Source organism: Acrocarpospora corrugata (assembly GCF_009687845.1).
GTDB lineage: Bacteria > Actinomycetota > Actinomycetes > Streptosporangiales > Streptosporangiaceae > Acrocarpospora > Acrocarpospora corrugata.
Genome location: NZ_BLAD01000051.1, coordinates 1 through 20,582, shown reverse-complemented (window position 1 = coordinate 20,582; position 20,582 = coordinate 1). Strand labels below are relative to the sequence as shown.

Here is a 20,582-nt window from a genome sequence, read left to right as displayed (position 1 = left end):
CCTATGCCAGCCCAATTTCACACCCGGTGTGCCAGAGTTTCGAGGAGGTTACACGTGCTCCCGGCCTTAGGCGGAAAATGCGTCGACAATCATCGTCCCAGGTGAGGATCATGAGGGTATGAGTAACGTGGTTAAGGAGGTTCAGTTCGCCACCCCGCCCGATCCACTGGCGATGAAAGTGTGGATCGACGACAGTGACAGCCCCGCCGACGTGATCGACGCGCTGGCGCTGTCCCCGTTCGCCACCGGCGAGCAGCCGTGGGCGCGCACGGTCACTTTGGACCGGATCCGCGCCGACGCCCCGCTCACCGTGGCCCGCGGGCGGCTGCTGCGTTCCGCGTCCGCGGTGGACGGCCCGGACGCCCGGCTGTTCGGCGGCGACGGGTGGACGCTGCGGGTGGTGCGCTACACCAACCAGTCGGCCACCGTCGCGGTGACGGCGGTCAGCGAGGAGCTGGCCGTCGCGGTCATGGCCGAGGTCGTCAAGGACGCCGAGGAGGAGACGCCGAAGGACGCGGACGTGGTCTCCATGGGCTTCTGGTGGATGAGCGAGCACGGCCGCCGGCGCTCCGGCAAGAAGATCACGACCTCTCCGTGGGAGTCGGTGCGGCCGAACTATCCGCGCGCCGCGACCGGGCGGCTCGACCAGCTGATGGCCGTGCGCCCCGACGACGTGAACGGCCGCCTGCTGCTGCTGCACGGCCCGCCCGGCACCGGCAAGACCACCCTGCTGCGCACGCTCGCCCGGGAGTGGTCCACCTGGTGCCAGGTCGACTGCGTGCTCGACCCCGAGCGCCTGTTCAACGACCCCGGCTACCTGATGGAGGTCGCGGTCGGGTGCGAGTGCCCCGACCACGGCGAGGGCAAGTGGCGGCTGCTCGTCCTGGAGGACTGCGACGAACTGATCCACGCCGAGGCCAAGGCGTCCACCGGGCAGGGCCTGTCCCGGTTGCTCAACCTCACCGACGGCCTGCTCGGCCAGGGACGGGACGTGCTGGTGGCGATCACCACGAACGAGGACCTGGCCCGCCTGCACCCCGCCGTGGTCCGGCCGGGCCGCTGCCTGGCCCAGATCGAGGTGGGCCGGATGGACACCGAGCAGGCCACGGCCTGGCTGGGCACCAGCACGGGCATCGGCCCGTCCGGGGCAACCCTGGCCGAACTGTTCGCCCTACGCTCTGGCCGCCCGGCCCCCGAGCCCGAGCCGGTCGGCGGCATCGGGCTGTACCTCTAGCAGATAGTCCGCGACGCCGGCGACCTGGCCACCGGTCAGCTCGCCGTCGTCGCGGATCCGCCCGGCCTGCTCCCTGTCGATGGCCCGGCTCCACGGAAAACCGGCCGGCAGCGTGGATTCGGCCAGGTAGACGTTCCCGAACAGCATGGCGGGCACCTCCGCGAGGGCCTGGCCGAGCATCCGCGCGCCCCGGCCGTGCCCCGCGAAGTGCATGCCGCCGTGCCGGTGCCGCGCGTAGGCCTGGCCGTACTCGTCGAGGAATCCGTGCGCCGCCACGGTCCTGACCTCCGCGCGCCCGGCCAGGGCCCGCCGCAGGGCGTGCCAGTTCCGGTCCCGGGAGCGGGTCAGGAACACCACCGTCCGGGGTTCGACCGCCAGGATCGGCGTGGTCGCCCGGAACGGCCCGGCCACCGCCGCCCAGATCAGCCGGTGGGCGCCGGTCAGCGTGTCGTGGCCGGCGCCGGGGACGGTGACGTGCCGTCCGCCGGGGAACTGCTCGACGTCCAGGCTGTCGTCCCGGGTGACCAGCGGGTCGCGGGTGCCGAGCAGCTGCACGACCTGGGTCCGCTCCCCCCGGTCGAAATGGTCCAGCCAGCGCAGCCGCAGATCCGTCAGGTACGGCGCGCCGCGCCGCAGCTCCGAGAGCGTCCGCCCGGTGACCGACCATCGCCGCGCGTCGAACCCCCGGTTGGGCGCGGCCAGCAGCACGATCCTGCTCACCCGCCGGGCCCAGGCCCGCGCCTGCCTGCTGTCCTCGTCACCATGCGCGATCAGGTACGCGTGCCGGATCAGCAGCCCGCCGGCACTGTGCCCCACCAGGACGACACGCCCGAGCCCGCCCATCTCCCACCAGACGCGCGCGATCCATTCGCTCAGTTCCCTGGCCAGCTCACCCGCGGCCCGGTTACTCCAGGGCCGGACCTGGATCGGGGACACCTCGGCCCGCCACGACTCCCCCAGCCCCGCGGCCAGCCGGTCGCATGGCGACGGGTCGCCGTCCAACCCCGGGACGTATACGAGCAGATTGTCTGCCATGGCGGCAGCCTGGCCCGGACCGGCTGCCGACACATGAGTACACCCCTACCTAAAACGTGATGAGCCACACCGGCAGGACCATTCGTCAGCCATCTTCCGGCCTCGATCCGACACGATTGGAGATCGAACTGCCCCCACTCCCGGATGAGGACCGATGACCGAGGTAGCCGAGATCTGCGCCCAGCTGATCCGTTTCGACACCACCAACCCCGGCCCGGGCGAACGCCCCGCCGCCGAGTACGTGGCCGACCTGCTGGCCGAGGTCGGCGTCGAACCAATCGTGCTGGAATCGGCCCCCCGCCGGACCAATGTGATCGCCAGGATCCCCGGCGACTCCCCCGCCGCCCTTCTGATCCACGGCCACCTCGACGTCGTCCCCGCCGACCCGGACGAATGGAAACGCCACCCGTTCTCCGGCGACATCGCCGACGGCAGCGTGCACGGCCGGGGCGCGGTCGACATGAAGGGCAGCCTGGCGATGACCCTCGCCCTGGTCCGCGACCTGGCCCGCCGCGGCGTCCGCCCCCGCCGCGACCTCGTCCTCGCCTTCCTCGCCGACGAGGAGTCCACCGGCGCGTACGGCTCCCGCTACGTCGCGGAGAACCACCGCGACCTCTTCGACGGCTGCACCGAGGCCATCAGCGAATCGGGCGGGTTCACGGTCACCGCGGAGGGCGCCCGGATCTACCCGGTGGCCGTCGCCGAACGCGGCACGGCGTGGATGAAGCTCACCGCCCGCGGCGTACCCGGCCACGGCTCCAAACCCCCCGTCGACAACCCGGTCGCCGAACTGGCCCGCGCCCTGACCCGGCTGGCCGACTACACCTGGCCGATCCACCTCACCCCGCCGGTCGCCACCCTCATCCAGGGCCTCGGGACCGCCCTCGGCACCCCCATCGACCTCGACGCCCTCGACGCCGAACTGCGCCGCCTCCCCCCGTCCGCGGCGGCCCTGTTCAAGGGCGTGATCCGCAACTCCGCCAACCCGACCATGCTGAACGCCGGCTACAAGGTCAACTCGATCCCCGGCAAGGCGGAGGCGCACGTGGACGGCCGTTTCCTGCCCGGCTCCCAGCAGGAGTTCCTGGACACCATCGACCGCCTGATGGGCCCGAAGATCACCCGCGAGTTCCTCAACCTGGAGGAGGCCCCCACGGCCCCCGTCCACGGCCTCTTCGACGACATGTGCGCCGCCCTCCGCCGCGAGGACCCGGCGGCGCACCCGGTCCCCTACGTGATGACCGGCGGAACCGACGCGAAGTCCTTCGCCCGCATCGGCATCCGAGGCTACGGATTCACCCCGCTCCTGCTACCCCCGGAACTCGACTACTTCGGCATGTTCCACGGCGTGGACGAACGTGTACCCGTCGCGGGCCTCGACTTCGGCGTACGGGTGCTGAACCATCTCGTTGGCGGCTAAACCGACGCGGTGAAGGTGGAGACCATGCGGGTAGCGGTCACCGGGCACCGGGACCTGACCCCCGAGACCGAGGATCTGGTCCGGGCTGCGATGGAAGGTCTGCTCACGCCCCACGGAACCGCCGTGGTGGGAATCTCCTGCCTGGCGCCGGGGGCAGATCAGATCTTCGCCGAGACGGTCCTGAGCCTGGGCGGAAGGCTGGAGGCCATCCTCCCGGTCCGCGGCTACGGATCCGTGCTCCCTTCCGAGGAACGCGAACGGTTCGAGGGACTTCTGGATCAGGCGGATCCGGTACGCTGCCTCACCCATGACGCGCCCACCCCGGCCGTCTACGCGGCGGCCAACGAAGTGATGCTGGCGAGCGCCGACGTGCTGGTGGCCGTCTGGGACGGCGGACCGGCCCGGGGGCCGGGCGGGACCGCCGAGGTCGTGGACGCGGCGCTACGCCGGGCCATCCCCGTGAAGATTCTCTGGCCCGATGGCGCCACCCGCGCGGGGGACTGAACAACGACTAAACTCACAATCCACACTATTTGGACAATAAGCGCAATCGAGCAAAATCGCGGCAGCTTTTCATCCTTACCAACTACTTACCTTTAAGATAGTGTTGCCACCTCGATATTCGGTCGATCACGGATGGCAATTTGACTCACCCCTCCCATCCCCATTGCCCGCTCCTGGAAGCGCGCAATGGAAAATGACACCGAGAGCAAGCTGTCACTTCCCGCAACAAGGCAGTGGCGAAGCGTTAAAGTGCGTAGGGTCTTGGTACTCTGCGCGAGCGCTTCCTGGAGCCGACGCGGCCTACACCGGAATGGATACGATGATCACTAAGGCAGACACGCCGAACCTGGTCTCAGCGGTCATGGATGTTCATGATTTTTCGCTTGAGGAGCTCGCGGCTCAGGGATCGCACCGCTCCACGCTCGCTCGAATCGTCCCGATGGCGTCGGACAACCCGAGAGTCGCCGTGGCCGCCTTCCAGTCGTCTCTATAGCGGCGGATCGGGGCGACGTGAGTGGGATAACCCTGCCATTCGATCAGTATGTACTAAAGGTTCATAGTCGGTGCGATCTTGCTTGTGACCACTGCTACGTCTACGAACATGCTGATCAGACCTGGCGCAGCCGCCCCAATGTCATGTCCGTCGAAACGGCGATATTAGCCGCAAAGCGTATCGCCGAGCACGTGAAACAGCACGACGTGAGCACGATTCACGTCGTGCTCCACGGGGGCGAGCCGTTGCTGGCCGGGCATGACCGGCTGGCCGAGATCGTCACCCTGCTGCGGGAACAACTCGACGGGCTCTGCCACCTCAATCTTGCCATCCATACAAACGGCGTCACCCTTGACGAGAAGTTCTGCGACCTTTTCACCGAAAACGGGGTTAAAGTCGGAATCTCCCTGGACGGCGACAAGATCGCGAATGACCGCCATCGCCTCTTCAGGAACGGCCGCAGCAGCTACCAGCAGGTAATTCAAGCGGTGTCCCTGCTCCGGGCCCGTCCGGAGATCTACGCGGGCCTGCTCTGCACCATCGACGTCGCCAATGACCCGATCAAGGTGTACGACGCCTTGCTCTCCCTCGAACCTCCCCGCGTGGACTTCCTGCTCCCGCACGCGACCTGGGAAGACCCCCCGCCGCGCCCGTCCGCCACGGCCTACGCCGACTGGCTGATCGCGATCTTCGATCGCTGGCACGCGGGCGGCCGTCCCATCCCGGTCCGCCTGTTCGAATCGATCATCAACACCACCCACGAGCGCAGCAGCCTGAGCGAGGCGATCGGCCTCGAACCCAGCACGCTCGTCGTCATCGAGACCGACGGCGGCTACGAGCAGGTCGACTCCCTGAAAGTCGCCTTCGACGGCGCGCCCGCCACCGGGTTCGACCTGGCCGGAAGCTCACTGAACGAAGTGGCGCGGCACCCTGGCGTCCAGGCCCGCCAGCGGGGACTCCAGGGGCTCTCCGCGACATGCCAGAAATGCCCGGTGGTCCGGAGCTGCGGCGGCGGGCTCTACCCGCACCGGTTCCGCGAGGACTCCTTCGACCACCCCAGCGTCTACTGCGCCGACCTGCTGGCTCTCATCACCCACGTCCAGGATCACACGACGATGACCAACCACGGCCTCCCTCCCTCCACCTTCGACGCCCTGGCGGCCGGGTACGGCGGCGCCGAGGACATCGAAGCGCTCGCCCGCTCCCAGGCGAGCATCCAGCGCATGATCATCGCCTCGGTGCCGGAGCGTCCGGCGGCCGCCTGGGAACTCCTGGTCCAGGCCGACCGGACCGATCCTGCCGCCCTGCGCACCGTACTGGCCCACCCGTACGTCCGGGTCTGGGCGGCCAGCCGGACCCATGGCGGATACCTGGCCAACGTCGCCGCCGCCGCGGCCTACCGTGCCGGCATCGACGCCAAAATCCTCGTCCAGGTCCTCGGCGGCAGCGTTCACCTCCCCACTGTGGGCACCTTCGACGATGTGACCGGCGACTCGGCGACGCTGGTCATCGAGGGCGGATCGACCTGGATCGACGGCCCGGCCACCCCGCTGACCGAGGTTCGCCGGCTCGACGCGGGCGGCTTCTCTGTTCTGCTGGAAGACCGCGACCCCAGCCGGGACTGCCATCAGTGGCCGGCCGCGGCGAAGCTCGGGAAGACGGACTTCGACGCCTGGCACGGCTGTTTCAGCCTGGCCTGGCAGCTGATCGAGTCCGACTACCCCGAGTATGCCCCCGGGCTGCGCGCGGGCCTGTCCACGATCATGCCGCTGGCGCCCGCCCCGGCCGGGAAGGATGTGTCCTCCACCGCCAGGCACGCCTTCGGCGCCGTCGCCGCCGCCCTGCCCGCCGATCCCGCCACCTTGGCGCTGCTGCTCATCCACGAGTTCCAGCACGTCAAACTGGGCGCGATGCTCGACATGTTCGATCTGTACGACGAATCCGACAGCACGCTCTACCACGCGCCCTGGCGGGACGACCCGAGGCCGCTCGAGGGCCTGCTCCAGGGAACCTACGCGCACATCGCGGTCAGCGACTTCTGGCGCGCCCGGCTCACCGGCCCGGAGCGGGTCAGGGCACACGAGCAGTACGTTCTCTGGCGGGCGCACACCGCGCGGGCGATCGAGACCCTGGCCTCCTCGGGCCGGCTCACGTCCTTCGGGGAGCGCCTCGTCGGCCGGATGCGGGAGACCGTCGCGAGCTGGGAAAGCGGGCCCGGTTCCAGCCCGGCGTGACCGCCGTACCGGTAACCGGGGCGGACCTGCTCCGTGATCTGAGCGCGCTCGGGGTCGACTCCGGGCAGACCGTCCTGGTGCACTGCTCGCTCTCCCGGATCGGCAGGGTGGCCGGCGGCGCGGCCACCCTGGTCGAGGTGATTCGGGCGCTGCTGGGCCCGGCCGGAACCCTGGTCGCCCTCACCTCCACGGCCGACAATTCGGACACCTCCCCCCTGTACCGGCAGGCCGTCGAGGGCATGAGCGCCGAGGAGGTCGCGCGCTACCAGGCCGCCATGCCCGCCTTCGACCCGGCGCGGACGCCCAGCACCGGCGTGGGCCGGGTGGCCGAGCAGGTGCGCCTGACACCGGGAGCCCGCCGGAGCGCGCACCCGCAGACGTCGTTCGCGGCGGTCGGCGCGCAAGCCGGGGAACTCATGGCCGGCCATTCCCCGACCTGCCACTACGGCGAGGAGTCACCGCTCGCGAGGCTCTACGCGGCGGACGCGCGGGTGCTGCTCCTCGGCGTCGGATTCGACATCTGCACCGCATTCCACCTCGCCGAATATCGATATTCGGACAGCCCTCCCATCCGGACGTACCGCTGCGTCGTCGATTTCGGCTACGGTCGGACCTGGTGGGAATATCAGGACATGGTCCTCGACGACAGCGATTTCGCACAGTTGGGTGCTGATTTCGAACAGGCCGTAACGGTCAGTGCCGGCATGGTCGGAAACGCGGAATCCCGGTTCTTTGCCATGCCCATAGCGGTCGATTTCGCCACAAATTGGTTGTTACACCGGAGAAATCCGAACGAAATATTCCTTGCAGGCACTCCCTCGGACTAATCTGCGTTCCTACGGTAAAGCCCCCGCGAGGAAGGAGGCGGATGCCACCGAACCCGACCTCACGATCAGTGGTCCAAGGCCCCTGCTTCTTTCTTAGCTATGCGCACATCCCCGGTCTCGACTCGAACCGAGGGCCCGATCCGAACAGGTGGGTAGCGAAGCTATTTCTCGATCTTTCCGAGATCGTGCTAAACGAGACCAAGCTCAAGGCCGCGCACGCGGGTTTCATGGATCGCGGCATTCAGTCCGGCGATCGATGGCCGGAACAGCTCGCCAACGCATTGGCCACTTGCCGGGTTTTCATCCCGCTGTACTCCCCCCGATACTTCGACAGCGCAGAATGCGGGAAGGAATGGACGGCTTTCGCGCAGCGACTCCATACGACCACTGATCACGGCAACCGGATGACCGCCATCATCCCGGCTCTGTGGGCGCCGCTCCTCGACCCGGAGCAGCTTCCGAAATGCGCACAGGAAATACAGTTCGATCACGAGATGTTCGGCCCTCGATATCGCCAGGAGGGCTTCTACGGGCTCATGAAGTCCCGGTCGATGCGGACCCACTACGAGACCGCGATCAAAGCTCTCGCGCGCCGGATCATCAAGGTGGCGGAGCAGGATCTCGTCCCGGTGGCGGAACCCGTCGACTATCAGAGCCTGACCAGCGCGTTCAACGACCTCGTCGCGGAACCGGCGGTCAAGTCCTCCTCCCCGCGGATGCGCCTGACCATGGTCGCTCCGGATCTGTCCCGGCTGCCCAGCGGACGTAAGGCGGCGACCTATGGCCAGACCCCGCAGGAGTGGAATCCATTTCCCGAATCCGGGGAGCATCGGCCGCTGGCGTCCTATGCCATGGAGCTGGCGCTGCGGCACGGTTATCTGCTCGAAGTCGGCTCGCTGGACAGCCACCTGGAACATCTGACCGACGGGCTCGACGCCCCCAGCGTGCTCGTCGTGGACCCGTGGGCGGTCCAGCACCCGGAGTCGCGGGAGGTGCTGCGCCGGGTCTGCGGGCTGGACCGGCGGCCGCTGCCGATCGTGCCCTGGAACCTCCGGGACGAGCAGACCGCCGAAGCCGAGACGGTCCTGCGCGAACTGCTCCTGGACGCCATTCCGGAACGGCCCGGACTGCCCGCCGCCAGCCACATCACCTCCCTGGCCGCATTTCAGCGTGATCTGCCGAGAATTTTCAGCAGCGCCGCCAAGAGCTACTTCAAGTCGGCGCCCATCCATCGCCCGAGTGGCCCGCTTGGCACCCGACCGCGACTGACGAAGACGGAGGATTCCGATGGCAAGTGACCTGAATGGCAAGATCATCACCTTCTATTCGTTCAAGGGCGGGACCGGCCGCACCATGGCCCTCGCCAACACCGCGTGGATTCTGGCCAGTCAGGGGCGGCGTGTTCTCGTCATCGACTGGGACCTGGAATCACCCGGGCTGCACCGGTTCTTTCACCCCTTCCTGGACGTGAGCGTGATCGCCGCCACGAAAGGCGTGGTGGACATGATCGCGGACTATCAGTGGGCCACCACGACGCCGCATGCCGAGCCGGACTGGCACAAGGACTTCGCCCGGGTGACCCGGCACGCGGTCTCCCTGGAGAAATGGGATTTCCCCGGTGACGGAACGCTGGACTTCCTCTCCGCCGGGCGCCGCAACCGGGACTATTCCTCGCTGTCCACATTCGACCTCGACGTTTTCTATGAGCGGGGCGGCGGGCAGTTCCTGGACGCCCTGCAAGCCGACATGCGCCGCCACTACGACTACACGCTGATCGACAGCCGCACCGGGTTCAGCGATATCGCCGACATTTGCACGATCGCGCTGCCGGATGTGCTGGTCGACTGTTTCACCATGAGCGACCAGAGCATCGACGGCGCCGCCGAAGTCGCCCGGATCATCGACAAGCAGTATCCAGATCAGCGGATCCGGATTCTGCCGGTGCTGATGCGGGTCGACGACGGGGAGAAGAAGAAGGTCGACGCGGGGCGTATGCACGCCAGGGACCAGTTCATCGGCTTCCCGAAAGGGCTGTCCGGCGACTCGGTGAAAAGCTACTGGGCCACCATCGAGGTTCCGTACAAGCGGTTCTACGCGTTCGAGGAGACGCTGGCCACCTTCGGCGACAGCCCCGGCTCGCCAGGCTCGCTGCTCTCGGCGTACGAGCGGCTCACCGCCGCCATCACCGAATCCTCCGTCACGGGCATGCCCCCGATGGAGGAGAGCGTCCGGCTGCGGTGGCTGGAGGCGTTCACCAGGCGGCAGCCGACCCAGCATCCCGACGTGCGGCTGAGCTACGCGCCGGAGGATCGGATGTGGGCGGACTGGGTGATGGCCGTGCTGGAACAGGCCGGCTTCCGGGTCACCCCGCAGACCCGGTACGGCACCGGCGACCGATCCCCCACCCAGGACCTGCCCGAGTCGGCCAGCACCGTCGTCATCCTCTCCTCGGCGTACCTGCGCGGATTCCATCGCGACGAGTGGCCGAGCGGCGACCTGTCCACCGGGATGGCTCCCGAGGTGGTCGCCCTCCGGGTCTCCGAAGCGGTGCGGCTGACCATGCCCATCGCCGACCGGCCGCCGGTCGACCTGGTCCGGCTGGGCCCGGAGGACGCGGCCGAGGCGGTCCTGCGGGCGGTGGGGCGCGGCGGGCACGGCCACGACATGATCGAGCTCTCCCAGCTCGGCACCCGGTACCCGGGCACCCAGCCGTCCATCTGGAGCGTCGGCACCCGCAACGCCTCCTTCACCGGCCGGAACCTGGCCCTGGAGACGCTACGCAACCAGTTGCTGGGCAGCAGCCAGGCCGTGGTGCTCCCGCAGGCGCTGTACGGCATGGGCGGCGTCGGCAAGACCCAGGTCGCGCTGGAGTACGCGCACCGGTTCGCGGCCGACTACGACCTGGTGTGGTGGATCCCCGCGGAACAGCCCGACCTCATCAACCCCATGCTGGCGGAGCTGGCCAGGCGGATCGGGCTGCCGGTCAGCGACAGCGTGGTGGAGGGCGCACTGGCCGCCCGCGAGGCGCTGCGCCGGGGTGAGCCGCACGCCCGCTGGCTGTTGATCTTCGACAACGCGGGCGACCCGGAGGAGCTCAAGCCGTTCCTGCCGGGCGGCAGCGGGCACGTCATCGTCACCTCCCGGATCCAGACCTGGTCCAACATCGCCGCCCCGCTGGAAGTCGACGTGTTCAGCCAGCAGGAGAGCGTGGAGCACCTGCTCCGCCGCGTACCCAGGCTGGCCCCGGTGGACGCGCTGAGCGTCGCGGAGGAACTCGGCTTCCTGCCACTGGCGGTCGAGCAGGCCGCCGCCTGGCTGAGCGAGACCGGGCTGTCCGCCTCCGAGTACGTGACCCAGCTGCAGAAGCAGGCGCCCAGGATCCTGGCCATGAACCGGCCCACGGACTACGAGAACTCGGTCGCCGCGACCTGGAACGTCTCGCTCGAACAGCTGCGCAGCAGGTCACCCGCCGCCGAGCGGATGCTCCAGCTCTGCGCGTACTTCTCGCCGGACCCGATCTCGCTGTCGCTGATCTACAGCGACGACATGATGCGCGCGCTGCTGCCCTACGACGACTCGCTGCGCGGGGAGAAGCTGGTGCTCGGCCGGGTCATCCGGGAGATCAGCCGGTTCGCGCTGGCGAAGATCGACCAGGGCAGCAAGACCATCCAGGTCCACCGGCTGGTGCAGACCGTGATCAGAGACCAGATGTCGCCCGACGACATCGAGACCATCTCGCACCAGGTGCACCACATCCTGGTGGCGGCCCGCCCGCAGACCGGCGAGGTCGACGACCCGGAGAACTGGCAGCAGTACGACCTGATCTGGCCGCACCTGCTCCCCTCCGACGCCGAGAAGTGCGTGGAGGAGGAGACCAGGCAGCTGCTCACCGAGCGCGTGCGCTACTGGTGGAAGCGCGGCGAGTTCGACAGCGCGATCCAGCTGGGCCAGCGGCTCGCCGACTACTGGGAGGAGAAGTTCGGGCAGTTGGAGCGGCAGCGTCTGCACATGCTGTTCAACATCGCCAATGTGCTCCGCTCGCAGGGCAACTTCGATGAGGCGCTGAAGCTCGACGAGTGGGTGCTGGCCCAGCAGAGCAAGACGCTGAAGGAGAACCATCCGCACACGCTGATGACGACCGGCGGGCTGGCCGCCGACCTGCGGGCGCTGGGCGAGTTCCCCCGGGCGCTGGAGATGGACCGCAACAACCACGAGCAGTGGAAGGAGACCTACGGCGAGGACTACCCGAGGACGCTGAACTCGGCCAACAACCTGGCGGTCTCCTACCGGCTGGTCGGCGACTGGCGCAGCGCGAAGGAGCTCGACGAGGACACGCTGCGGCGGATGGGCGAGGTGTTCGGCCCCGGGCATCCGTACACGCTGAGCACCGCGCAGAACCTGGCCAGGGACATGCGGGAGGCGGGCGAGTTCGCCGATTCCGTGGCGCTGCTGACCCGGACGCTGCATGGCTACACGATGCTGCAGTTCGACGACTACCCGGACGCGCTGCGAGCCGCCAAGAGCATCGCGGTCTCGCTGCGGCGGGCCGGCGACCGGCAGGAGGCGCTGAAGCGGGCCCAGGACACCCATGATCACTACCAGCGGCTGTTCCCATTCCACCCGGAGTCCAGCGCGGCCGCGCTCGAACTGGCCTGCTGCCTGTCGGCGGTGGACGACAAGGAGAGCGCGCGCGATCTGGCGGCGTCGGTATTCGACGGCTACCGGGCCCGGCTCGGCGAGCAGCACCCGTACACGCTGGTGGCGGCCAACAACCTGATGACCTACCGGCGGGGCACCGGCGACCTGGCCGGCGCGCTGGACCTCGGCCAGCAGACGCTCGCCACCATGCGGGACCGGCTCGGCGACAACCATCCGTTCGCGCTGTCGTGCACGATCAACGTGGCCAACTGCGCGGCGGACACGGGCGACAACGAACTCGCGGAGCGGCTGGAGCGGCAGGCCCTGACCAGCCTGCTCACCACCCTCGGGCGGGACCATCCGGACACTCTCGCCTGCCAGGCGAACTACGCCATCACCCTGCGCGCCCTCGGGCAGACCACGCAGTCGGCCCAGGTGCACAAGGAGGCGCTGGCGGCGGTCAGCGCGCGCCTCGGCGAGCACCACCCCAGCAGCCTGGCGCTGCGGGAGTGGCGCCGCGTCAACCGGGACTTGGAGCCGCAGCCGATCTGACCTCACCGCTCCCGCGCACCAGCCAGGCCAGCACCCGGGGCAGCACCTCCAGCGCCCCGAAGTGCGCCGCCCCGCGCTGGATCCACACGTCCGCGTGCGGGATGCGGCCGGCCAGCCAGTACGCGTGCCCGACCGGCGAGTACACGTCGTTCTCGCCGTGCCAGAGCAGGGTGGGGGCCGTGATGGCCGACACCTCGAACCCCCAGCCGATGGAGAAGGCCATCACATCGTCCACCCAGCCGTCGACCGAGTCCCGCAGCCCCTCGACGAAGTTGCGCTCCAGCATCCGGCGGATCCCGTTGTCCCCGACGACCCGCCGGTCCGACTCCGGCACCTGCTCGTAGATGCCACGGACCTTGCTGCCCGGATCGGCCCTGATCTCCCGGGCGGCCACCCGCAGCCGGGCGGTGATGGCCCGATGCCCCGCCCGCGCCTCCGTGTACGCCATGACATTGGCGTCGATCATGCCCTCGAACCAGTCCAGCCCCTCGGCCGTCCGCGGCGCGAGACCGACCAGCGCGGCCGCCCTGGTCACCCGGTCGGGCAGCAGCGCGGCGCAGGCGAGCGCGTGCGGCGCCCCACCCGACCTGCCGACGACCGCGAAGACCCCCAGCCCGAGCGCGTCCGCGATGGCCGCCACATCGGCCGCGACATCCCCCACGGTCCGGTTGAGCCGCCGGGCCGACCCCCCGTACCCCGGACGGTCGAAGCTGATCAGCCGGATCCCCAGCATGTGCAGCGACTTCTCCCGCGGCCTGGGCTGAAACCGGCCCCCCGGGGTGCCGTGCAGCAGAAAGACGGGCGTCCCGTCCGGCTTCCCCCATATCTCGACTGCCAAGCTTCGACCATCAGGCGCAACAACAATCCGCGACAAGAGAAGCCTCCCCACGACACCACCCGTTATATGAGGTTTTCCCACATTTCACCCGGAGTCCATACCTGGGCCATACTGGGATTCGGAGGCCCAGAACCCCGGGGACCGCATTGCCGGATATCGGACGACGATCTCCGTTCCCCGTTGCTACGGCTGCATTTCATTTACAGCCCGTATTAGCGAAAACAACTACATTCGTGATCACGGCGGAATCAAGCGCCCACGTTTACGCGGCCGAGGTCAGCCTGCGGGCCGCCGGGACGAGGTGGCCGGGCAGGCTCGGAGTGTGGGCTGACAGTGCGCGCTCGGCGTGGGCGACGGCGGCCTCCCGGTTGCCCGCGGCGGCGCTGATCCAGGCGGCGTAGAGCTGGACCGGGCCGCTGTCCGGCGCGTCGGCGAGCGCCTCCATGATCTCCTTGTCAATCTCCTGCGCGGTCTCGGTCGGCTCGTGGGCGGCGAGCCGGGTGGCGGCCAGCGCGTGCGCGGCCTTGGTGGAGGGCCACTGCAGCGGTCCGGCGCGATTGAGGTCGCGCAGGGCGGCGGCGCTCAGCCCCATACCGGCCAGGATCTCGCCACGCGCCTGCAGCGCGTCCAGCGAGCCACCCTCCTGTTCGAGCACGTCGGTGAGGATGTCCCGGGCCATCTGCGGGGCGCCGTCGTGCCAGAGCGCCCAGGCCAGCGCGATCTTGACGCTGCGGTCGTGCGGGAGTCTGCGCATCGCGGCGGCCAGTTCGTTCACGGCCTCGCCGGGGCGGCCCTGGGCCAGCCGGAGCCGGCCGATGCCGACCAGCAGCCGCCCGACCGCGTCGATCGCGCCCAGCATCTCGAACAGGCGGGCCGCATCGCGGTACCGCTCGATCGCGGTGTCATACCCCTCGGCCTGGTAGGCCACGTTGCCGAGGAAGGTCCGGATCTCGGCCTCCAGCCGGATGTCCCCGGCGACCCGCTGGAGCGCCTCACCGGCCAGGTTCTCGGCCAGCGCCAGGTCGCGGTCGCGGAGCGCGAGTTCGGCCGCGCGCAGGAAGTCGTCAGGGTCCCTGACCTCGCGGGACAGATCGATCGGCCCGGCGGCCTTAAGAATGGGGTGGATTAGCCGGTCGTGCGAGAGCTCGCACCAGCCGCCCCGGTCGGCGTGCAGGATGTCCCGGTCGACCAGCGCCTGGACGAGCGCGTTGTCCATCCCGGCCGTCACGGTCTCACCCATGTCGACCCGCTGGCGGGTGACCAGCTCGGTGACGAAGGTTCGGGCCAGCCAGCCGGTCAGCCGGGGCAGGTCGCCATTGAGGTGCTCGGTGGCGACCTCGCGGACCATCTCCTCGCAGAAATCGGTCACCTGCTCGTCGGCGGCGGCCACGTCGCCCACGTGCACCTGGGTGATCTTCGTGACCCCGGCCGGGAGCGACCGCCAGAGCATCGAGCAGGCCACCTGCAGCTGCACCGGTTCGGCCTGCGCCTGCTCGGGCAGCGGCCCGCCGGGCTCCACGCACAGGTCGTTGAGCAGCTTGCGCAGCGCGGGCGGGGTGAAACTGCGCCCGGTTCCGGCCAGTGGCCCCTCGATCGCCTGTCTGGCCTCCTCCCTGGCGAGCGGATCCAGACAGAACCGGCTGTGGCTATGCCCGACCAGCATGGACCTGTACGGCATGATCGAGGCGAGGTGATCGTCCCGGATGCACAGCAGCAGCCGGATGTTCTCATCCGCGCGGAGCGCAGCCCGTAACTGCTCCAGGAACCACTCCCGGTATGGCTGCCGGTGCGCGAAGTCGTCGAACAACTCTTCCGCCTGGTCGATGACGAGCAGCACCAGGACCGGATCGCCGAACGCGTCCTGCCGGGGCGGTCGGCCGCGCAGGAAGCTCGCCAGGGTGAGCCGGGCCAGCCGGGTCGGCGACTCATGCGGCGCCCAGGTGGACAGCAGCGCGAACACGTGCGGGTTGTGTTGCGGCGGTAGCGCGGCGGCGGGGTCGCGGGCGGAACCGGCGGCTGGGAAGGCAGAGCCGTGTGAGACCCGGCCCACCGGCAGCGCGTCGGTCGCGTCCGGGTCCAGCAGCGGCAGCACCCCCGCGTTGATCAGGGACGTCTTGCCGACGCCGGACGGGCCGTGCATGATCGTCAGCCGATTGGCCTGCCACCGGGTGGCGACCTCGTACGCCTCCCGCTCGCGGCCGAAGAACTTGTGGCTGTCAGCGCGCTGGAAGGCCCGCAGCCCCACGTAGGGCCGACCGTCGACCCTTGCCTTTCCGGTTCCCGTATTCACGTGACCGTTCCCATCCGCTCGCAAAGCTGCTCACCGGAGGTCCAGTCCTGCACGCTGTAGCCGACGAACGGGAGCGGCCGCGTGGTCGTGGACGGAAGCACAGGCGGGTCTCCGCAGCCCGTTCGTGAGTCAGGTTGACGACGAACTCCAGGTAATCGTCCTCAATCAGCACAATGCAGGTAGCGGCATCACCTCGTGATCGAACCGGTCCCGGCACTTTCCTCGCACCACATATCGAGGGCGACCACTTGATCTATTTGGGGCAGGTTCTCCCCCGCCTGGCACCCCGAAAACCGGCCATGCTTCCTTAGGATTCTGTAGTCAGCATGAGTGCGAAATCAAGCTTTAGTATTGGGCTATATCCCAGATTCCAGGGGTGGAGGTTTCAGATGGAACTTTCAGGTGGCGCGGTGCATTCGACTCCGGATCGGCAACCCAGCATCTGGGAACGTGTTCCCCCGCGTAATCCGCACTTCACCGGCCGGGAGGATCTCCTGCTGAAATTGCGGGACGGGATCAGCCAGGTCACCGCGGTGGTGCCGGAGGCGCAGCCGCAGGCCCTGCAGGGGCAGGGCGGTATCGGCAAGACCCAGCTCGCGATCGAGTACGCGTGGCGCTATCGACGCCACTACGACGTCATCTACTGGGTCCCGGCTGAGCAGCGTGAGCTGGTGCCGGCCTCGATGGCGGCGCTGGCGCCGCACCTCGGGCTGCCGCCGGGCATCGGCATGGGGATCGAGGAGACCGCGGCCTCGGTCAAGCGGGCGCTGGAGCGCGGCGAGCCGTACCGGCGCTGGCTGGTGATCTTCGACAACGCGAACCAGCCGACGGACCTGGAGGACTACATCCCGCGCGGCTCCGGCCACGTGCTGATCACCTCCCGGAACACGCTGTGGACCAGTCACGGCACCACCCTTGAGGTCAGCGTGTTCGACCGGGAGGAGAGCGTGACCTTCCTGAAGAACCGGGTGCGCCGGGAGATCCGCGACGAGACCGCGAACACGCTGGCCGAGAAGCTGGGGGACCTGCCGCTGGCGCTGGAGCAGGCGGGCGCGCTCATGTTCGAGACGGCCATGTCCATCGACGAGTACATCGAGTTACTGGACGAGCAGACCACCCGGCTGATGGCGGCGAACAAGGCCGAAGGCTACCCGCAGTCCATGGCGGCGGCGTGGGGCCTGTCCGTGCACGAGCTGCGGCGGCGGCTGCCGGAGGCGATCGAGGTGCTCCGCTGCTGCGCGTTCTTCGGCCCGGAGCCGATCCCGCGGGACGTGTTCCGGCGCGGCACCCAGACCGACACGCCGCGCATCGCGCCGATCCTGGCCGACCCGCTGATGCTGACCAAGGCGCTCAGCGTGCTCGGCCGGTACGCCCTCGCCAAGATCGACTCAGCCACCCGGACGATCACGGTGCACCGGCTGATCCAGACCCTGCTCCGGGAGGAACTCAACGAGGCCGAGCAGCACGACATCCGACACGAGGTGCATCTGCTGCTGGCGCACAGCGCCCCCCGGGACGCCGAGGACAACAACAACTGGAAGAGCTTCGAGGAACTGGTCCCGCACATCGTGCACTCCAACCTGGCCGAGTGCCAGTCGCCGAACGTGCGCGAGTTCGCCCTCGACACGGTCCGCTACCTCTACCTGGCGGGCAACTACCCCCTGGCCCGCACGTTCGTGGAGGAGTTCATCGCCCGGTGGACCGAGCGCAACGGCGCCACCCACGCCGACGTGCTGGTGGCCCGCAAGCATCTCGGCAACATCCTGCGCGGGCTGGGCATGTACGCGGCCGCGTACGAGAACGACCACGCGAACCTGGACCAGATGCGCGCCGTGCTCGGCCTAGGCCACTCCGAGACGCTGTGGGCCACCAACAGCTATGGCCTCACGCTGATCAGCCGGGGCGAGTTCCACCGAGCCCGCGAGCTGCACGAGGAGCTGCTGAACAGCTACCAGGAATGCATGGATCCTGACCCGGCCAATGTGTTCCGGGCCCGCCACAACCTGGCCATCGACTACTCGCTGACCAGCGACTACGCCCGCTCCCGCGACCTGCTGCAGAACCTGCTGCGCGACCTGAGCACGGCCCGGCACGGGGTCGGCCCGCGGATGCTGCTCGGCACCTACAGCGGCCTGTCCCGCGCGGTACGGCTCTGCGGCGACTACGAGATGGCCTGCGACCTCGGCCAGGACGCCTTCGACTACGGCCGGCAGCAGCTGTCCCCGGACCACCACCAGACGCTGCTGGCGGCCAAGGACCTGTCCATCGCGAAGCGCCGCCTGGGCCACCTGGAGGACGCGCTGGAGCTGGCCGAGGACACCCACACCCGGCTCCGGCAACTACTCGGTGAGCAGCACCCAGACACGCTCGCGGCGGCGGTCAGCCGGTCAAACGCGTACCGGATGCTGGGTAACCTGGACAGGGCGTTCGCGCTGGCGCTGGAGACCGTGCCGCAGTACTCCTTGGTGTACGACAGCGACCACCCGTTCACGCACGCCTGCAACGGCAACCTTGCCGTGCTGCACCGGCTGCGCGGCGAACCGGCCAAGGCGCGGGAGACGAACCAGGCCGCAGTGGACGCGCTGGTGCGCCGGCTGGGATGGCCGCACGACTACACCCTCAGCTCCGCGGTGAACCTGCAATCGGACCTGGCGGCGCTGGGCGAGACCGCGGCGGCCCGCCGGCTCGGCGAGGAGACCCTGGAACGGCTCCGCACCCTATTCGGGGCGGACCACTTCCTAACGCTGTCGTGCGCCGGCAACCTGGCGCTCGACCTGCGCGCGGCGGGCGCCGCCGAGGAAGGCGACCGACTTCTGCAGGACACCCTGGCCCGCTACCGGGCTCAGAACGGCAGCGGACACCCGGACGCGGTGCTCGCAGCGCGCGGGGTGCGGATCAATTGCGACTTCGACCCCCAGTCGATCTGAGCGACGCGTCCTCTCAGGCGGGCCAAGTCCGCGCCGAGCGCCCCGGCGATATGCACGATGAGCCGGTAGAGATCTGGACAGTAGACGCTGGGATTAAGAAATCCCGCATTGTCGTCATAGCGATGGGCGTAAAGCCCGCCGCCGCAGACGGAAACGATCTCGCATTTGTGGCAGGTTTCGGAAAGGGCGCCCTTTCCGATCTGCCGGGCGACCAGCGACGGGAGGGTGAGCGCGGCGTCGAAGGGGTGCGAGAGCACGTGCAGGCGGGTGGCGGCGGCGCCGTGGTAGGCGGACTTCAGGATGTCGGACTGCTCGATGCTGCCGTCGGTCTCGACCACGGCCATCAGGGCGGGTGACAGGCCGATCGACTCGCTCCTGGACGGGCGGCCGGTGAGCAGGCGGAGGATCTCGGTGAACAGCCGGACCTCGGTCTCGGCGGGGCCGTACCAGCGGTCGAAGACGGCCATCAGCCAGTCCGCGTACGGCGTCGCCGCCGAATCGGCCTCCCGGAACGGCGGCGGCGTCGACCAGTTGCCGTGCGGCAGCAGGAAGTCCACCGCGGGCGGGTCGAACGCGAGCAGCGCCTCGTAGGTCCTGACCGGGTCGTTGCGCACGTCGATGGTGCACAGCAGCCCGCTGAACAGGTGGTGGTAGGGCCCGCTGGCGAGCCCCCGCAGCGAATCCACCACCTGGGCGTGGCTACCGCGCCCGTCGCGGAACAGCCGGTGCCGGTCGTGCGCCTGGGCGTCCCCGTCCAGACTGACCCCGACCCGGATGCCGAGCTGGTCGAACAGGCGCAGGAAGGTGTCGTCGAGGCGGAGCCCGTTGGTCTGGATGCTGACGTTGACCCGGCTGCCGGTGTCCATCGCCCGGCGGATCGCGCGCACCGCGTACGCGATGAAGCCGGGCCCGGCCAGCAGCGGTTCGCCGCCGTGCAGGATGACGTCGACCTCGGTGAGCTCGTGCGCCATGACGTGCTCGCCGATGCGCAGCGCGACCCGGTCGACGATCGATTCGGACATCCGGCGGGGTTGGTCACGCCAGCCCTGATCGGCCATTTCGTACACGTAGCAGTGGCGGCAGGCCAGGTCACAGCGGCTGTGAATCTTCAGGATGAACTGGTGGAAGGCATAGGGTTTCCACCCCGACGCCAGAAGTGCCCCGACATCGAGGGAAGCCGGAAAGGGCGGCTGTCCCATTTCAGAGTTTTCGAGCAATCCCGGCAACCTCTAACGTGATCGCGGTCCCCTTTAGCCCTGCCGTTCTCTACATACCTTCCCCCGAATTTCCGGGAGGGCATTTGGCACCAATTCTTATCTCTCACGAATTTTCACCCTAAGCCAAGATTCCCGGGTCCGTGGAGCGGTCCGGGCTTGCGGCTGGTGGGGGCGTGTGGTGCCCTAAGCGGGTTGGTGGGTGGGATTCTGGGAGGTTGGGTGCGGTTCTGGGGGCCTCCGGGGCGGCAGGTGCGGGTTGCCGCGGGGCTTTCGGTGGCGGCGGCCGGGGTGCTCGTGGCGGGGGCGTTCGTCAGTTCGCGGGCGGTCAGGGAGGTGGCGTCGCCGGGGGTGGCGGGGTTGCGGCAGGTGGAGG

Annotated in this window: 12 protein-coding genes; 8 read left to right on the top strand and 4 right to left on the bottom strand. The window is 68.9% G+C overall.

All coding sequences use genetic code 11. From position 1 onward, the window contains the following. Positions 1 to 118 precede the first annotated feature (118 nt). Complete coding sequence (locus Acor_RS17625) at positions 119 to 1,234, top strand: DUF5925 domain-containing protein (RefSeq protein ID WP_246238705.1); 1,116 nt, start codon at positions 119 to 121, stop codon at positions 1,232 to 1,234. On the opposite strand, the gene Acor_RS17620 is transcribed toward Acor_RS17625, so the two are convergent. Next, a complete protein-coding gene (locus Acor_RS17620; protein ID WP_155337761.1) occupies positions 1,172 to 2,269 on the bottom strand; it encodes a lipase family protein in 1,098 nt (365 codons plus the stop codon). The genes Acor_RS17625 and Acor_RS17620 overlap by 63 nt on opposite strands. A 154-nt stretch (positions 2,270 to 2,423) precedes the next feature. Here Acor_RS17620 and Acor_RS17615 point away from each other — a divergent pair, with 154 nt between their 5' ends. The 6 genes from Acor_RS17615 (at position 2,424) to fxsT (Acor_RS17590) (ending at position 12,937) form a co-directional block, all read left to right on the top strand. Continuing rightward, on the top strand, positions 2,424 to 3,689 hold the full coding sequence (locus tag Acor_RS17615; protein WP_155337760.1) for a M20/M25/M40 family metallo-hydrolase: 1,266 nt from the start codon (positions 2,424 to 2,426) through the stop codon (positions 3,687 to 3,689). 24 nt (positions 3,690 to 3,713) lie between these two features. Continuing rightward, on the top strand, positions 3,714 to 4,193 hold the full coding sequence (locus Acor_RS17610; RefSeq protein WP_155337759.1) for a hypothetical protein: 480 nt from the start codon (positions 3,714 to 3,716) through the stop codon (positions 4,191 to 4,193). A 510-nt stretch (positions 4,194 to 4,703) separates the two neighbouring features. Next, the gene (locus Acor_RS17605; RefSeq protein WP_155337758.1) at positions 4,704 to 6,920 is read left to right on the top strand and encodes an FxsB family cyclophane-forming radical SAM/SPASM peptide maturase; all 2,217 of its coding nucleotides are present in this window, start codon (positions 4,704 to 4,706) and stop codon (positions 6,918 to 6,920) included. Further along, positions 6,917 to 7,747 (top strand): AAC(3) family N-acetyltransferase, encoded by an 831-nt coding sequence (locus tag Acor_RS17600; RefSeq protein ID WP_218034344.1) that lies wholly within the window; start codon positions 6,917 to 6,919, stop codon positions 7,745 to 7,747. The genes Acor_RS17605 and Acor_RS17600 overlap by 4 nt, the downstream gene beginning before the upstream one ends. A gap of 41 nt (positions 7,748 to 7,788) precedes the next feature. Continuing rightward, positions 7,789 to 9,045, top strand: coding sequence for a TIR-like protein FxsC (locus Acor_RS17595; protein ID WP_155337757.1), 1,257 nt, complete (start codon positions 7,789 to 7,791; stop codon positions 9,043 to 9,045). Next, the gene (gene fxsT / locus Acor_RS17590; protein ID WP_155337756.1) at positions 9,035 to 12,937 is read left to right on the top strand and encodes an FxSxx-COOH system tetratricopeptide repeat protein; all 3,903 of its coding nucleotides are present in this window, start codon (positions 9,035 to 9,037) and stop codon (positions 12,935 to 12,937) included. Before Acor_RS17595 ends, fxsT (Acor_RS17590) begins: the two co-directional genes overlap by 11 nt. On the opposite strand, the gene Acor_RS17585 is transcribed toward fxsT (Acor_RS17590), so the two are convergent. Together Acor_RS17585 and Acor_RS17580 are read right to left on the bottom strand one after the other, a co-directional pair. Next, positions 12,906 to 13,775: an alpha/beta fold hydrolase gene (locus tag Acor_RS17585; RefSeq protein WP_218034343.1), complete on the bottom strand. Its 870-nt coding sequence runs from the start codon at positions 13,773 to 13,775 to the stop codon at positions 12,906 to 12,908. The genes fxsT (Acor_RS17590) and Acor_RS17585 overlap by 32 nt on opposite strands. 262 nt (positions 13,776 to 14,037) lie before the next feature. Continuing rightward, complete coding sequence (locus tag Acor_RS17580; RefSeq protein ID WP_155337754.1) at positions 14,038 to 16,065, bottom strand: tetratricopeptide repeat protein; 2,028 nt, start codon at positions 16,063 to 16,065, stop codon at positions 14,038 to 14,040. Between the two features lie 389 nt (positions 16,066 to 16,454). On the opposite strand from Acor_RS17580, the gene fxsT (Acor_RS17575) reads away from it, so the two are divergent. Next, positions 16,455 to 18,992 carry an FxSxx-COOH system tetratricopeptide repeat protein gene (fxsT, locus tag Acor_RS17575; RefSeq protein WP_155337753.1) on the top strand — a complete coding sequence of 846 codons (2,538 nt, stop codon included), beginning with the start codon at positions 16,455 to 16,457 and terminating at the stop codon, positions 18,990 to 18,992. Here fxsT (Acor_RS17575) and Acor_RS17570 read toward each other — a convergent pair. After that, positions 18,908 to 20,191, bottom strand: a complete 1,284-nt coding sequence (locus Acor_RS17570) for an FxsB family cyclophane-forming radical SAM/SPASM peptide maturase (protein WP_155337752.1) — start codon at positions 20,189 to 20,191, stop codon at positions 18,908 to 18,910. The genes fxsT (Acor_RS17575) and Acor_RS17570 overlap by 85 nt on opposite strands. Positions 20,192 to 20,582 lie beyond the last annotated feature (391 nt).

Bases quoted from the DNA above. Each gene is read 5' to 3' on its own strand.
- Acor_RS17625 (WP_246238705.1), top strand. From the start codon at position 119: ATGAGTAACGTGGTTAAGGAGGTTCAGTTCGCCACCCCGCCCGATCCA.
- Acor_RS17610 (WP_155337759.1), top strand. From the start codon at position 3,714: ATGCGGGTAGCGGTCACCGGGCACCGGGACCTGACCCCCGAGACCGAG.
- fxsT (WP_155337753.1), top strand. From the start codon at position 16,455: ATGGAACTTTCAGGTGGCGCGGTGCATTCGACTCCGGATCGGCAACCC.
- Acor_RS17615 (WP_155337760.1), top strand. From the start codon at position 2,424: ATGACCGAGGTAGCCGAGATCTGCGCCCAGCTGATCCGTTTCGACACC.
- Acor_RS17570 (WP_155337752.1), bottom strand. From the start codon at position 20,191: ATGGGACAGCCGCCCTTTCCGGCTTCCCTCGATGTCGGGGCACTTCTG.
- Acor_RS17620 (WP_155337761.1), bottom strand. From the start codon at position 2,269: ATGGCAGACAATCTGCTCGTATACGTCCCGGGGTTGGACGGCGACCCG.
- Acor_RS17595 (WP_155337757.1), top strand. From the start codon at position 7,789: ATGCCACCGAACCCGACCTCACGATCAGTGGTCCAAGGCCCCTGCTTC.
- fxsT (WP_155337756.1), top strand. From the start codon at position 9,035: ATGGCAAGTGACCTGAATGGCAAGATCATCACCTTCTATTCGTTCAAG.